This is a genomic window from Azonexus sp., assembly GCF_041909095.1.
GTDB lineage: Bacteria > Pseudomonadota > Gammaproteobacteria > Burkholderiales > Rhodocyclaceae > Azonexus.
On the sequence record NZ_JAYREB010000014.1, the window covers coordinates 20,279 to 34,280 of the forward strand.

Below are 14,002 nucleotides of genomic sequence, written 5' to 3' on the forward strand. Positions count from 1 at the left end.
TTCCTGGCTTCTGCCATGCAGTTCCTGCAGGCCGGACAAGGCTACGCGCAGCAATTCATGGAGCAGTTCGGCAAGCAGGCCGGCATCGCCGACCAGGCCCCGGCGGTCGATCCGCAGGCGCTGACGGCGCTGCAGAAGGAGTTCATGGATCGCCAGATGTCCCTGTGGCAATCCGTACTTGCCAAGCAGCAGGGCCAGGCGCCCACCTTCGAGGTCCGTCCGGAACCCGGTGACCGCCGTTTCGCGGCGCCGGAGTGGCGGGAAAGTCCGATCTACGATTACCTGCACCAGGCCTACCTGCTCAACGTCCAGTACTTGAAGGAAATGGTCGAGAAGCTGCCGGCCGACGACGCCAAGGCGCGCGACAAGATGCGCTTCATCGCCCGCCAGATGGCGGATGCGCTGGCGCCGACCAACTTCGCCGCGACCAACCCGGAATTCATCAAGCTGGCCCTGGAAACCAAGGGCCAGAGCATCACCGACGGCATCAACAACCTGATCCGCGACTTCGAGAAGGGGCGCATCTCGATGACCGACGAATCGGTCTTCGAGGTCGGCCGCAACATTGCCACCACCGAAGGCGCCGTCGTCTTCGAGAACGAGGTGATGCAACTGATCCAGTACGCGCCGCTCACCGAGAAGGTCGGCAGCCGGCCGCTGCTGGTGGTGCCACCGTGCATCAACAAGTTCTACATCATGGACCTGCAGCCGGAGAATTCGCTGATCCGCTACATGGTCGATCAGGGCAACACCGTTTTCCTCGTCTCCTGGCGCAATCCGAGCGAGGCGCAAGGCCATCTCGGCTGGGACGACTATCTGGAGCACGGCCCGATCAAGGCACTGGCGGTGGTCCGCGAACTGACCCGGGTCAAGCAGGTCAATGCGCTAGGCTTCTGCGTCGGCGGAACCATCCTGACCTCGGCGCTGGCCGTACTCAAGGCGCGTGGCGACGACTGCGTCGCTTCGTTGACCCTGCTTACCACGCTGCTCGATTTTTCCGATACCGGCGAAATCGGCCTCTTCATCGACGAACAGGCGCTGACCACGCGCGAAGCGACGATCGGCCAGGGCGGCCTGCTGCCGGCGCGCGACCTGCAGAACACCTTCTCCTTCCTGCGCGCCAACGACCTGGTCTGGAACTACGTCCAGAACAACTACCTCAAGGGCCAGAAGCCGCAAGCCTTCGACCTGCTCTACTGGAACTCGGATTCGACCAACCTGCCGGGACCCTTCGCCTGCTGGTACATGCGCCACATGTACCTCGACAACAGCCTGCGCGAGCCCGGCAAGCTCGCCATGTGCGGGGTCAAGGTCGATCTCGGTCAGCTGGCGATGCCGGTCTATCTGCTGGCGACGCGCGAAGACCACATCGTGCCCTGGCAGTCCGCCTACCAGAGCACCCGCATTCTCGGCGGCCAGTGCCGTTTCGTTCTCGGCGCCTCCGGGCACATCGCCGGGGTGATCAACCCGGCGAGCAAGAACAAGCGCAGTTACTGGGTTAATGACGATGTCACTTCCGATGCCGAGGCGTGGTTGGCCGCGGCGGCGGAAATGAAGGGTAGCTGGTGGACCGACTGGTCGACCTGGCTGCAGCAGCACTCCGGAGCACAGCGCGCCGCGCGCAAGATCGGCAATACCAAATACAAAGCCATTGAGCCGGCACCGGGCCGTTACGTCAAGGAACGTGCGGTCTGATTCCAATAAACCCACGGAGGAGCGGAAAATGTTGCGAGTTGCACTGATTACCGGTGGTATGGGTGGCCTTGGCGAGGCCATCTGCATCAAGATGGCGGGGCTGGGCTACAAGGTGGTGACCACCCATTCGCCCGGCAATGCCAAGGTCGACGACTGGCTGAAGAACATGAACAACATGGGCTACGGTTTCAAGGCCTATCCCTGCGACGTCACCGACTTCGAATCGGCGAAGGCCTGCGTCGAGACGGTGACCCGCGAAGTCGGACCGATCGATGTCCTGGTCAACAACGCCGGCATCACCCGCGACATGACCTTCAAGAAGATGACCAAGGCCGACTGGGACGCCGTCATCCGCACCAACCTTGACTCCGTCTTCAACATGACCAAGCAGGTCATGGACGGCATGATCGAGCGCAAATGGGGCCGCGTCATCAACGTCGCCTCGGTCAATGGCCAGAAGGGGGCTTTCGGCCAGACCAACTACTCGGCCGCCAAGGCCGGCATGCACGGTTTCACCAAGGCGCTGGCACTCGAAGTCGCGCGCTATGGTGTCACAGTAAATACCATTTCGCCCGGTTATATTGGCACCAAGATGGTCACCGCGATCCCGCAGGACATCCTCGATTCGAAGATCCTGCCGCAGATTCCGGTTAGCCGCCTGGGCAAGCCCGAAGAAATCGCCGGCCTCGTCGCCTACCTCGCTTCCGATGAAGCGGCGTTCGTGACCGGGGCCAATATTTCAATCAATGGTGGTCAGCACATGTACTGACCGGCATTTTCAACCCCGCTTCATCACAAAAAAAGGAAGGAAACATCATGACGCAACGTGTCGCTCTCGTTACCGGTGCCATGGGTGGTCTCGGTACCGCCATCTGTCAACAACTGGCCAAGGCCGGTCACAAGGTGGTTGCCGCCTACCATCCCCAATTCGACAACAAGGACGCCTGGCTGGCCGAGATGTCCGCTGCCGGTTTCAACGACTTCGTCTGCGTTGCGGGTGACGTTTCCGTCCTCGAAGACTGCCAGAAGATGGTTGCCGAAGCCGAAGCCGCCTGCGGCCAGGTCGACATCCTGGTCAACAACGCCGGCATCACCCGTGACCGCATGTTCGCCAAGCTGGAAAAGGATGGCTGGGATGCCGTCATCTCGACCAACCTGACCTCGCTGTTCAACATGACCAAGCAGGTTTCCGCCAAGATGGCCGAACGTGGCTTTGGTCGCATCATCAACATCTCGTCGGTCAATGGCGTCAAGGGCCAGGCTGGCCAGACCAACTACTCGGCCGCCAAGGCCGGCGTCATCGGCTTCACCAAGGCGCTGGCCGCCGAACTGGCTGCCAAGGGCGTCACCGTCAACGCGATCGCCCCGGGCTACGTGGCGACCAAGATGGTCATGGCGATCAAGCCGGAAGTGCTGGAAACCATCGTTGGTTCGGTGCCGATGAAGCGCCTGGCCAAGCCGGAAGAAATCGGTTTCGCTTGCGCCTACCTGTCGGACGAACTGTCCGGTTTCACCACCGGCGCCACGATCAACATCAACGGCGGCCTGTACTACCAGTGATCCTGTTTTGATGCTTGCCAGTGCTTGGCACTGGTTGCCAAAAACCCCCGAAGAAGCCCGGATTTCCGGGCTTTTTTATTGTGCGCCCAGCATGGGCGCACTCCTGCGGCTGCCAGTCCTGCCGTAAGTTGATCCCGGCGAACGAAGTGAAGCGCAACTGCGTGAGGGCGAGCGAGCGTCGGGAGGAAGCGCGGATCGTAATCGGCGAGCCGATGGACAAGAACCGGATAGAAGGCGCTGCCGAGCAGGGCGAGTGGGCAATGGACTACAAAGCTCTGGTGAGCCGATTCCGCTGCCGTGCACAACGCTTGAGCCGTGTTCGCACTGCTCGCTGGCGCATGCAAGCGTTTGTGAGCCTGTCTTAACACTACATTACAAATCCAGACGGCCTCGCGTAATGCATTTGTTATATTCCGGAAGGGTATTTTTCTGGTTGTCATTTGCGGATTCCGAAGCGCATGTTGTCTTTGCGGCGTTCCTCTCTCGTATTTGTGCTGCTATTTGGGGGCATTCCGGTGGCACAGGCGTTCGATCTCTTTGACGCCACCCACCTTCTGGAGTTGCGCCAGGGTTCTCGTCTGTCTCAGAAAGTTGGTGGGGTGCGTACCCTGAGTTATGAGTCTGCCTATGGCGGAAGCATCTCGATGCTTGACTGGTACGAGACGGACTGGGTCGACATGCACGCCGCTTTCCTCACGCAGTTGAACAGGCAGTTCGGTGTGATCTGGGGATTCAGTACTGGCGAGAAGGGGGAGAAATACCGGATTGCCCCCAGTTTCAAGCTCGGTTTTGTGTACAGCGCTTCGCTCGGGCGCGGCGCAAGGTTTTCCATCCGGGCTCACCGGGTGTTTTCGGGACGGCTGACAGAGAAGAGTTGTACGGCGGATTACGGCGACATTGGTGGCATTCGTGAGGTCAATTGCCGTCTGGCGGCCTCGCTGATGCAACCGGAAGAAACGCTGCGCTTCAATTTCAATGAGAAACCTACAGATCGCAATTTCCTTGCAATCGAATTCAGAAAGGAATTTTGATGAAGTCAGTCAGTATCAAGCTGTCCCTCCTGGGCGCCTTGCTTTCGGCCGCTTTTGCGCTGCCGGTGCAGGCCGAACAGCCGCAGGCGCGTTCCCTCTGGTCCGGCAGTGACCATGCCGCGCGGAGCGGTGGGTTCAATCTGGAGGAGCGCCGCCGCCGTCCGATCATACCGCCGCCCGCGCCGGTTGAACCCGAGGATCCGGTCGAGCCACCGTCGACGGGGTCTGAACTGCCCGTGATCCAGGCCTGGATGGCTCCCGACATTGGGGATGCCTGGCGGCAGGGTTACAAGGGTCAGGGGACGACGATTACCGTCGTGGACGATTTTTCGAATTCCAATCCCTTCTCTGGTGATCTGGGAACCGGAAAAATCCAGCAAGGACACGGATTCTGGACTTCGCAACAGGCATCGATGGTGGCGCCGGAAGCGACCGTGGTGCAGAAGCACTGGAATTCGTCGAGTTCGCTTCCCCTGGCGGCAAGCGGACTGAATGTGCTGAATCTCAGCTATGGTTTCATGGCTGCGCCCGGTTATGACGTCAGTCAGATGAACTGGGACAGGCAGCAGGCTTCGATCATCGATTACGCCCGCAATGGCTCGGCGGTGGTGGTCAAGTCTGCGGGTAACGGCGGCGTCGCGGTCGGTACTGCCGAGGGAAGCTATTGGACCGGGCGCAGCCTGGATTATCTGAACGTTGCGTTGAAGGGAGCGCAAGCCGCGATTCTGGTCGGCGCGCTGACCAGTAACGGTTCGCCGACCAAACAGGCCAGTCTGGCCTCATACTCGAACTATCCCGGTAACGACGCCACCTATCAGAAGAACTTCGTGGTCGTCGGCGTGGCCAGCAACGTCACCGGTTTGGCCGGGACTTCGTTTGCCGCACCGATTGTCACCGGTTATGCGGCGGTGATCGGCAGCAAATTCACCAGCGCGACGCCGACGCAGGTCGTCAACCAGTTACTCAATACGGCGCGCACCGATACCCTGCGCAACTACCGGGCCAGCGTATATGGTCGGGGAGAGGCCAGCCTGACGCGGGCGCTGGCGCCGGTCAGCATCCGGTGAAGTCGTTCATGGACATGGGGCTGACTCATGTTCATGCCGGGGACGCACAGGATTCGATCCGGTTGCGCCCTCCGTCCTTAGGGCGTGTTCTCAGTAAGCAGCCGTCCCGCAGGTTTCTGTGAACACGCCCTAGCCAGATAAAGGCAGTGCTCGGCTGTTGGCAGCAGGTCTTTCGGCGATGCGTCCACGGTTTCCTGAGTGGCATGCGGGCTTGCTGTGCTGCGTCATGTTTCAGCCGTTGGCCATTGTCGTTCTTCCTGGCGGGGAAAAGCATCAGCGCACCGGAAAAGTGCATCATGAGCCGCCAGTCTTTTCCGCTATAATGCTGCGCTGCACATAAATTTTCTCTTGAGGCTCCAGCATGTCCGAACCGGTTCGCCTGATCAAGAAATACCCCAATCGCCGCCTCTACGATACCAAGACGAGTGCATACATCACGCTGGGGGACGTCAAGGAACTGGTGCTCAAGTTCGAACCGTTCAAGGTGCTCGACGCCAAGTCCGGTGAAGACCTGACGCGCAGCATCCTGCTGCAGATCATCCTGGAAGAGGAAACCGGCGGCGTGCCGCTGTTCTCCTGCGAACTGCTCTCCGGCTTCATCCGTTTCTACGGCAGCACCTCGCAGAGCATGCTCGGCAAGTTCCTCGAGAACAACATGAAGACCTTCGTCGATTTCCAGCAGAAGGTGCAGGAGCAGTCCCGCTCGCTGTACGGCGGCTCGGATACGGCGAGCGTGCAGGCCGATTTCTGGAACCAGTTCCTGACCTTCCAGCAGCCGGCGATGCAGAACATGATGACGGCCTACATGGACCAGTCGAAGAAGATGTTCCAGTCGATGCAGGACCAGTTGCAGTCGCAGACGCGGACGATGTTCGGCGGCCTGGGAGCGCCGGACCAGCCGGAAAAGAAATAGTCGGGAAGGTTTCCCCGGCGCCAGAAAAAGAAACGGCCGCAATCGCGGCCGTTCTGCTGTCCGGGTTGGCTGACGCTCAGGAGCGCGGCCCGCGCTCGCCGCGCTTGCCCGGCCCGCGCTGCTGCATGTCGGCGAGCTGCTTCTGCTGTTCCGGCGTCAGCAGGCCCATGATCTGCCGCTCGGTCTGCAGGCGCGCCATCTCCATGTCGGCGCGCTGGCCGGCGATGCGGTCCACCACCTGCTTGGCCTTGGCCTCGCTGAAGTCGGGAGCGGCCTTGAGGGCGCGCAGTTCGTCTTCAGACTTGCGCAGCGACTTCATCTGCTCGCGCATCTTCGGCGCCTGGGCGTGCATGATCTCGAAGATCTTGTCGTCCTGCGCCTCGCTCAGGTTCAGCCGGTGCAGGCCGCGCATCGGCATCATGCCGCCGCCGTGCATCATCGCTCCCTGTTTCATCGACGCGCCGCGCATGCCGTCGCGGGCATCGCAGCCGCCCTTGCCGCCCTGGAAGGCCATGGCGCTCAACGGAACGGCGAGGGCAAGGGCGCTGGCGGCCAGGAAGCGTTTGCTGGTGATGTCGAAAAGATTCTTCATGATGTTCTCCTGTCGGTTGGCCGGAAACGTTCCGGCGACAGGAGCAGGTTACGGAGATTGGCGTTAGCTGTCGTTTTCCAGATGTAAGGATTCATTTCAGTCGGCGAGCGGCGGGAAGGCGTCGAGCGCGCTGGCCAGGCTGGCCACCGTGCGTTCCGGCGCCTGCAGCTTGTCGAGGCCGAAGAGGCCGAGGCGAAACGTTCTGAAACCTTCCGGCTCGTCGCACATCAGCGGTACGCCGGTGGCGCTCTGGATGCCCTGGGCGAGGAACTTGCGGCCGTTCTGGATCTCCGGGTCGGTGGTGTGGCTGACGACGACGCCCGGTGCCTGAAAGCCTTCGGCGGCGACGCTGGGAAAGCCGCGCTCGACGAGCAGGGCGCGCGCCTGGCGGCCGAGTTCCCACTGTTCGGCGCAGACCTGTGCGAAGCCGCGCGCCTCGGTCGCCTGCATGGCCTGGCAGACGGCGGCCAGGGCATCGGTCGGCATCGTCGCGTGGTAGGCGTGGCCGCCGTTCTCGTAGGTTTCCATGATCTGCAGCCATTTCTTCAGGTCGCAGGCGAAGCTGCTGCTGGTCGTCGCATCGATACGCGCCCGGGCGCGTTCGCCGAGGGCGATCAGGGCGCAGCACGAGGGGCCGCTCCAGCCCTTCTGCGGGGCGCTGATCAGGACGTCGACGTGGTTGGCGACGATGTCCACCCAGACCGTGCCGGAGGCGATGCAGTCGAGCACGAACAGGCCGTCCACGGCGCGCACCGCGGCGCCGACGGCGCGCAGGTAATCATCGGGCAGGATCATACCCGACGAAGTTTCGACGTGAGGTGCGAACACCACTTCGGGGCGTTCGCGTTCGATGGTGGCGAGAACCTCGGCGAGCGGTGGCGGCGCGAACGGCGCCTGCACGCCGCTGCCCTGCGGGCGGGCCTTGAGGACGATGGATTCGGACGGAATGCGGCCCGTGTCGAAGATCTGCGACCAGCGGAAGCTGAAGTAGCCGTTGCGGATCACCAGCACCTTGCGCTGCGTCGCGAACTGGCGGGCCACCGCTTCCATGCCGTAGGTGCCGCCGCCCGGGACGAGGACGCTGGCCTGGGCGTTGTAGGCTTTCTTGAGGAGGCGCGAGATTTCCCGCATCACCCCCTGGAAGCGCTGCGACATGTGGTTCAGCGCGCGGTCGGTATAGACCACGGAGTATTCGAGCAGGCCGTCGGGATCGGGTTGGGGGAGCAGGGCGGGCACGGTGTTCTCCAGTAAGCGTTGAGCAGTTGGCGAGGATAACGCCGGCCGGCCGCGCCGGCTAGCCCGGCGTTTTGGGGTTTGGCCGGTCGCTGACGATCGTGCCGTCGACCAGTTCGACGATGCGGTCGCAGCGCGCGGCCAGGCGCGGGTCGTGGGTGACGATCAGGAAGCTGGTACCTTCGCGCTGGTTGACCTCGCGCAGCAGCGCGAAGATGTCGTCGGCGGTATGGGTATCGAGGTTGCCGGTCGGTTCGTCGGCGAGCACCAGCGCCGGCCGCATGGCCAGCGCGCGGGCGATCGCCACGCGCTGCTGCTGGCCGCCGGAGAGCTTGCTCGCCGGGTGGTTGGCGCGGTCGGCCAGGCCGACGCCGGCGAGCAGGGCGGCCGCCCGTTCGCGCATCGTCGCGTCGGGGCGGCCGCGGTCGACGAGCAGCGGCATCATCACGTTCTCCAGCGCGGTGAAGGCCGGGATCAGCAGATGGTGCTGGAAGACGAAGCCGATGCGCTGGCCGCGCAGGCGGGTGATCTCGCCTTCGGGCAGGCTGCTGGTTTCGTCGCCGTCGATGAACAGGTGGCCGCCGCTCGGCCGGTCGAGCAGGCCGATCAGGTTGAGCAGGGTGCTCTTGCCGGAGCCGGAGGGGCCGATCAGGGCGGCGAATTCGCCCGGGCGAAGCGCGAGGTCGATGCCGTGCAGCACTTCCAGTTCGCTGTCGCCGCTCTGGTAGCTTTTGCGGATGGCGGAGAGCTGGAGGACGTAGTCAGCCACGGATCGCCACCACAGGATCGAGCGACGCCGCACGCCGTGCCGGCATCAGCGCCGCCAGCACGCCGACCAGCGTGGCGCCGGCAGCAGCGATCAGCACCAGTCCCGGCGAAACCTCGATGACGAACATCGGCGTGCCGTCGGCATTGACCGCCAATGTCCGCCACAGGGCAAGGAAGAGGCTGGCCAGGAGCGAGCCGAGCAGCGAGCCGAGCAGGCCGACGATGCCGCCCTGCAGCAGGAAGGTGCGCAGCAACTGGCCGCGGGTGGCGCCCATCGCGCGCAGGATGCCGATCTCGCGGGCGCGCTGGACGACCGAGACGACCAGCACGCTGGCGATGCCGAAGGCGGCCGAGAGGGCGACGAAGAAACGGATCACGTTGCTCGACACGCGTTGTGAGGTGAGCGCGGTGAAGAACTGGGCGTTGGTCTTGATCCAGCTATCGGCGACCAGCCCGGTCTCGGCGGCGATGCGCTGGGCGAGCGCCTCGGCGCCGTACATGTCATGCACCGCGAGGTCGATGCTGGAAACGCCGCCGACCAGGTCGAGCAGGCTCTGGGCGGTGCGCAGGCCGACATAGACGTTGCGCCCGTTGGCCGTCTTGTTGCCGAGATCGAAGAGGCCGGTGATGGTCAGCGTGTCGCCGGCGCCGCTGGCGGTGCTGATGCGCAGCTTGTCGCCGAGGGTGGCGCCGAGGTCGCGCGCCAGCTCGGTGCCGATCACCGCCTCGCCGGCGCGCACGCGCAAGGCGCCGGCGACGATCTTCTGGTCGAGTTCGATGACACGGGTGTAATGCTCGGGTTCGATGCCGATCAGCGTGATCGACTTGTTGGCGTCGCCGCGCACGGCGAAGGCCGGGCCGGAAGCGACCGGCGAGACGGCGGCGACTTCCGGCATGTTCTCCAGCCGGCCGCGCAGCGCCTGCCACTGGTCGATCGAGCGCAGCCGCTGCGCCTGGATCTGCACCAGCGCTTGCGCCGGGTCGCGCTGCGGGCGGGCGACTTCCTCGGGCGGCAGGATCACCAGATGTGCCTGCGAACTCAAGGTGCGCTTGACCAGGTTGGCCTGCAGGCCGGAAAGCAAGGCCGACATGAAGACGATGACGGCAACGCCGACGCCGACACCGACGATGATCAGCAGGCTCTGCGTCCGCCCCTCGCGCAGGAAGCGCGTGGCGGCGATCCACTCGAAGGGCAGCCAAGGATGCATCGCTCAGCCCGGCAGTCTGGCCCGCAGCCGGTCGCCGGCGGCGACGCGCGGATTGGTCGCCGGCACCACCTGCTCGCCGGCGGCCAGACCGGACAACACCTCGACCTCGCCGGCACTGCGCAGGCCCAGTTGCAGCGGCTGGCGCACGGCGCGGCCGTCGCGCACGACCAGCGCCCAGGCCTCGCCGGCATTGCCGCGCAGGCCTTCGAGCGGCAGCAGGACGGCGTTCGGGCGGTTGCCGGTGGCGATGTCGATCGACACCGTCATGTCCTGCTTCAGGTAGTCCGGTGGGTTGTCCACGCGCAGCCGCACTTCGACCGAACCGCGCTGGGCATCGACGACCGGGCCGATGAACGAGACGCGGGCCGGGAAGTTGCGGTCCGGCCAGGCATCGGCGGAAACCGTCGCCGCCTGGTCGAGCGCCAGCAGGCGCAGGTTCTTTTCGTCGATCTGCACGATCAGTTCGGTGACGCCGGCCGGCGACAGGCTGAGCAGGGTCTTGCCCGGCTGCACGCTGTCGCCCGGTTCGACCTGGCGGGCCAGGATGGTGCCGGCGCGCGGGGCGACGATGCGGCTGTAGGCGAGCTTCGCCTCGGCGACGGCGAGGGCGGCGCGCGCCTGGTCGACGGCCGCTTCAGCGAGCTTGAAGTCGGCGCCGCCGCTGGCGTTGCTCTGCGCCTGCAGGCGGCTCGATTGCGCCTGGCTTTCGGCGACAGCCAGCGCGCGGCGCGCGTCGTCGAGCTGGTTGGAGCTGTAGAAACCCTTGGCGACCAGCGCCTCGACGCGCTCGAACTGGCGTTTCGCCTGGGTCAGGTTGGCTTCCGCCTGGCGGATTGCCTCGCGGGCCAGCGGTTCGCCGAGCAACTGCAACTGGCGCACGCGCAGCTCGGCCTGCGCCAGTTGGGCGCGCGCCTGGGCGGCGCTGGCCTGCAGTTCGCGCTGGTCGAGTTCGATCAGCAGGTCGCCGGCGGCGACCGGCTGGCCTTCAACGACATGCACCGCGCGCACCTGGGCGCTCACCTGGGCGGCCAGTTCGCTGCGCTGCGGCGAGCGGACACGGCCGCTGGCGACCACCGACTGGCGCATCTCGCCCTGGCGGACGAGCAGCACGTCGACCACGCTGCCGAACAAGGGGCGCAGCAGGATCGTGGCGAACAGGACAAGCAGCAGCAACAGGGGGATGAAGACCAGCGGGCGGCGCAACAGGGAGAGGGAAAGGCGGGGCATGGCCGGAATGATCAGGGAAGGCTTATATGGCAGTCGCGCATGGTAACCGCAAACGGCTCACCATGGGCCGGGGTTTTGGCTATCGACAGCATAGCCGGCGAAACGTTGCTCGAGAAAGTCGATGAAGACGCGCACCTTGGCCGACAGCAGGTGGCGCTGCGGATAGACGGCGTGGATGTCGGCGGCGCTGCCCGCCCATTCCGGCAGGACGCGGACCAGGCGGCCGCTGCGCAGGTCGGCGGCGATGTCCCATTCCGAACGCAGGACGATGCCGTGTCCGGCCAGCGCCCAGTCGACGGCGATCTCGCCGTGGTTGACGGCGAGCGGGCTGCGCACCTTGACCGTCACCTGCGTGCTGCCGTCGGTCAGTTGCCAGTTGTTGAAGGCGCGCTCGTGCTCGCGGATGACGATGCAGTCGTGCTCGGCCAGTTGGCGCGGGGTCTGCGGCGTGCCGCGGGCGGCGAGGTAGGCGGGGGCGGCGCAGAGCAGGCGGCGGTTGGCGGCGATGCGGCGGGCCAGGATGCGGGCGTCCGGCGGCGGTCCGAAACGGATGCCGATGTCGAGCGCGTGCTCGGTCAGGTCGAGGGCGCGGTCGGCGAGATGGAGGATGACTTCGACCTCCGGCCAGTCGCGGACGAAATCGGAGATCGCCGGGCCGAGATGGCGGCGGCCGAAGCCGAAACCGGCGCCGATCCGCAGCAGGCCCTGCGGCTGTTCGCGGCTGGCCGAGAGCGAGCGTTCGAGACGTTCGATGTCGCGCAGGATGGCTTCGCCGTCTTCCAGATAGCGTTCGCCTTCCGGCGTCAGGCTCAGGCGTCGCGTCGTCCGGTTGAGCAGGCGCACGCCGAGTCGGCGTTCGAGCGCCGCCAGCCGCCGGCTGACCGCCGGTGGCGTCACGCCGAGCCCCTGCGCCGCCGCCGCCAGGCTGGGCTGACGGGCGAGCAGGCTGAAGAAGGCGAGGTCGGGAATGTCGGTCATTCGTTACCTGTACGCAATAATCAATTGATCGATGCGCCATTGTATCCACGGTGTCGATGAATATCATGGGTTGTCCCGTCACCCGCTCCTGCCCCAAATGCACCTGCTACCGTTCGCCGACCTCTTTTTCGCCCTCTGTCTCGGCGCCGCGCTCGGCTTCGTCGGTGGCCTGTTCGGCATCGGTGGCGGCATCGTCGCCATTCCGCTGTTCGTGCTGGCCTTCGCGATGGATCAGGCGACCGCGCAGGGAACGGCGCTGGTGCTGATGGTACCCAACCTGCTCATCGGCTGGTGGCGCTACAGCCAGAAGCACCCGGTCGGCTGGCGCGCGGGGCTCGCCATCGCCGCACCGGCGACGCTGACCACCTGGGCGCTGGCGCGCTTCGCGACGGCGCTCGACGGGCAATTGCTCGGCCACCTGTTCAGCGCTTTTCTCGGCATTCTCGCGCTGCGCCTGCTGTGGCAGGGGCGGGGTGGTCGCCAGCCGGTCAGCGGGGCGCCGCTGCGGGCGGCCGCGCTGCCTCTGGTCGGCGTCGCCGGCGGCAGCAGCATGGGCCTGCTCGGCATCGGCGGCGGTTTGGTCGCCACGCCGCTGCTTGCCGGCTGGCTCGGCCAGCGCCAGACAGTGGCGCAGAGCCTGGCCCTGGCGCTCGTTGCGCCGAGTTCGCTGGTGGCGCTCGGCGCTTACGCCGGTGCCCAGCGCGTGGACTGGAGCCTCGGCCTGCCGATGGCGCTCGGTGGCACGCTCACCGTTGCCGCCGGTGTCGCGCTCGCCCACCGTTTGCCGGAACGGCGGATGCGCGCCGCCTTTGCCTGGATGCTGCTGGCCACCGCGCTATGGCTGGCGCTGGCGCCACGCTGAGGCTCAACGCAGCAGCAGCGTCGGCACTTTCGCCGAGCGCAGCAGCTCATTGGTACGGCTGCCGAAGAACAGTCTGCGCAGCGGCGAGTGGTTGAAGGCGCCCATCAGCAGCAGGTCGATGTTGCGTTCCTGGATGATGCGGGCGATGACGGTTTCGGTGTCGCCCGGGATGATTTCGCTGCTCACGGAAAAACCGGCTTTTTCCAGCGTCGCCCTCGCCCATTCCATCTTTTTCGGCGCGTCCGGGTCCGGCTTGCCGGCCATCAGCAGCAGGCAGGGGATGCCCTTGAGCAGCGGGCTGTTGGCGACCATCTCGACGCCACGCCTGGTGACTTCGCCACCGTCGAAAGCGATCATGAAATGCTCGGGCGCCTTGAAGTTTTCGGTGACCGTCAGAATTGGCTTGTGCAGTGCGCGGACCACATTTTCGACGTTGCGGCCGAGATCACGTTGTGTGGTTTCCGCCGATTCGCCGCGCCGGCCGAGAACAAACAGACGGACGCCGGCTGCCTGTTCGGCCAGACTCTCTTCGAGGTGACCGTAGCGCTGGCGGGTATCCGGTGCTGGCACGCCGGCGGCGATGGCGCGTTCGCGCAGGCCGTTGAGGAAGAGGCGGCCACTTTCGCGCATGGCCTTGGTCTTTTCGGCGTCCTTGTCGCTCAGTTCCTTGAGCAGGTGTTCCTGAGCATCGAAACCGATGGCGCCGGAGTGATCTTCGCCGGAACCGATTTCCGGGTGGCGGTCGAGGATGTGCAGGAATTCCAGCGGCGCGTTCATCCGGCTGGCGGCCCAGGCGGCGGCGTCGGCGACGGTGTTGGCGAAATGCGAGCGGTCGACGCAGGCGAGAACCTTGTTTTCGTTTTTCATG

General features: G+C 65.0%; 14 protein-coding genes. 7 read left to right on the top strand and 7 right to left on the bottom strand.

Annotation, left to right across the window (positions count from 1 at the left end; genetic code table 11):
• Nucleotides 1-15 precede the first annotated feature (15 nt).
• From phaC to phaR, 6 genes are all read left to right on the top strand, one after another.
• A complete protein-coding gene (gene phaC / locus ACE3OV_RS17690) occupies nucleotides 16-1,695 on the top strand; it encodes a class I poly(R)-hydroxyalkanoic acid synthase (protein ID WP_374328824.1) in 1,680 nt (559 codons plus the stop codon).
• Nucleotides 1,696-1,723: 28 nt separating this feature from the next.
• Nucleotides 1,724-2,464 (top strand): acetoacetyl-CoA reductase, encoded by a 741-nt coding sequence (gene phbB, locus ACE3OV_RS17695; RefSeq protein WP_374328825.1) that lies wholly within the window; start codon nucleotides 1,724-1,726, stop codon nucleotides 2,462-2,464.
• Between the two features lie 47 nt (nucleotides 2,465-2,511).
• Nucleotides 2,512-3,255 (top strand): acetoacetyl-CoA reductase, encoded by a 744-nt coding sequence (gene phbB / locus ACE3OV_RS17700; RefSeq protein WP_374328826.1) that lies wholly within the window; start codon nucleotides 2,512-2,514, stop codon nucleotides 3,253-3,255.
• A 458-nt stretch (nucleotides 3,256-3,713) separates the two neighbouring features.
• Nucleotides 3,714-4,286, top strand: coding sequence for a hypothetical protein (locus tag ACE3OV_RS17705; protein ID WP_374328827.1), 573 nt, complete (start codon nucleotides 3,714-3,716; stop codon nucleotides 4,284-4,286).
• Nucleotides 4,286-5,353, top strand: a complete 1,068-nt coding sequence (locus ACE3OV_RS17710; RefSeq protein WP_374328828.1) for a S8 family serine peptidase — start codon at nucleotides 4,286-4,288, stop codon at nucleotides 5,351-5,353. The genes ACE3OV_RS17705 and ACE3OV_RS17710 overlap by 1 nt, the downstream gene beginning before the upstream one ends.
• Nucleotides 5,354-5,714: 361 nt before the next feature.
• Nucleotides 5,715-6,266, top strand: a complete 552-nt coding sequence (phaR, locus tag ACE3OV_RS17715) for a polyhydroxyalkanoate synthesis repressor PhaR (RefSeq protein ID WP_374328829.1) — start codon at nucleotides 5,715-5,717, stop codon at nucleotides 6,264-6,266.
• Nucleotides 6,267-6,342: 76 nt separating this feature from the next.
• Here the strand turns inward: phaR and ACE3OV_RS17720 are convergent, their stop codons facing one another.
• From ACE3OV_RS17720 to ACE3OV_RS17745, 6 genes are all read right to left on the bottom strand, one after another.
• Complete coding sequence (locus ACE3OV_RS17720) at nucleotides 6,343-6,858, bottom strand: Spy/CpxP family protein refolding chaperone (protein ID WP_374328830.1); 516 nt, start codon at nucleotides 6,856-6,858, stop codon at nucleotides 6,343-6,345.
• A 96-nt stretch (nucleotides 6,859-6,954) separates the two neighbouring features.
• The gene (locus ACE3OV_RS17725; RefSeq protein ID WP_374328831.1) at nucleotides 6,955-8,094 is read right to left on the bottom strand and encodes an alanine--glyoxylate aminotransferase family protein; all 1,140 of its coding nucleotides are present in this window, start codon (nucleotides 8,092-8,094) and stop codon (nucleotides 6,955-6,957) included.
• Between the two features lie 58 nt (nucleotides 8,095-8,152).
• Nucleotides 8,153-8,860 carry an ABC transporter ATP-binding protein gene (locus tag ACE3OV_RS17730; RefSeq protein WP_374328832.1) on the bottom strand — a complete coding sequence of 236 codons (708 nt, stop codon included), beginning with the start codon at nucleotides 8,858-8,860 and terminating at the stop codon, nucleotides 8,153-8,155.
• Nucleotides 8,853-10,067, bottom strand: coding sequence for an ABC transporter permease (locus tag ACE3OV_RS17735; protein ID WP_374328833.1), 1,215 nt, complete (start codon nucleotides 10,065-10,067; stop codon nucleotides 8,853-8,855). The genes ACE3OV_RS17730 and ACE3OV_RS17735 overlap by 8 nt, the downstream gene beginning before the upstream one ends.
• Nucleotides 10,068-10,070: 3 nt before the next feature.
• Nucleotides 10,071-11,294: an efflux RND transporter periplasmic adaptor subunit gene (locus ACE3OV_RS17740; RefSeq protein WP_374328834.1), complete on the bottom strand. Its 1,224-nt coding sequence runs from the start codon at nucleotides 11,292-11,294 to the stop codon at nucleotides 10,071-10,073.
• A 57-nt stretch (nucleotides 11,295-11,351) separates the two neighbouring features.
• Nucleotides 11,352-12,272, bottom strand: a complete 921-nt coding sequence (locus ACE3OV_RS17745) for a LysR family transcriptional regulator (RefSeq protein WP_374328835.1) — start codon at nucleotides 12,270-12,272, stop codon at nucleotides 11,352-11,354.
• Between the two features lie 97 nt (nucleotides 12,273-12,369).
• Between ACE3OV_RS17745 and ACE3OV_RS17750 the strand changes: the two genes are divergently transcribed.
• Nucleotides 12,370-13,134 carry a sulfite exporter TauE/SafE family protein gene (locus tag ACE3OV_RS17750; RefSeq protein ID WP_374328836.1) on the top strand — a complete coding sequence of 255 codons (765 nt, stop codon included), beginning with the start codon at nucleotides 12,370-12,372 and terminating at the stop codon, nucleotides 13,132-13,134.
• 3 nt (nucleotides 13,135-13,137) lie between these two features.
• Here the strand turns inward: ACE3OV_RS17750 and ACE3OV_RS17755 are convergent, their stop codons facing one another.
• Nucleotides 13,138-14,001 (bottom strand): universal stress protein, encoded by an 864-nt coding sequence (locus ACE3OV_RS17755; RefSeq protein WP_374328837.1) that lies wholly within the window; start codon nucleotides 13,999-14,001, stop codon nucleotides 13,138-13,140.
• Between the last annotated feature and the right edge of the window lies 1 nt (nucleotide 14,002).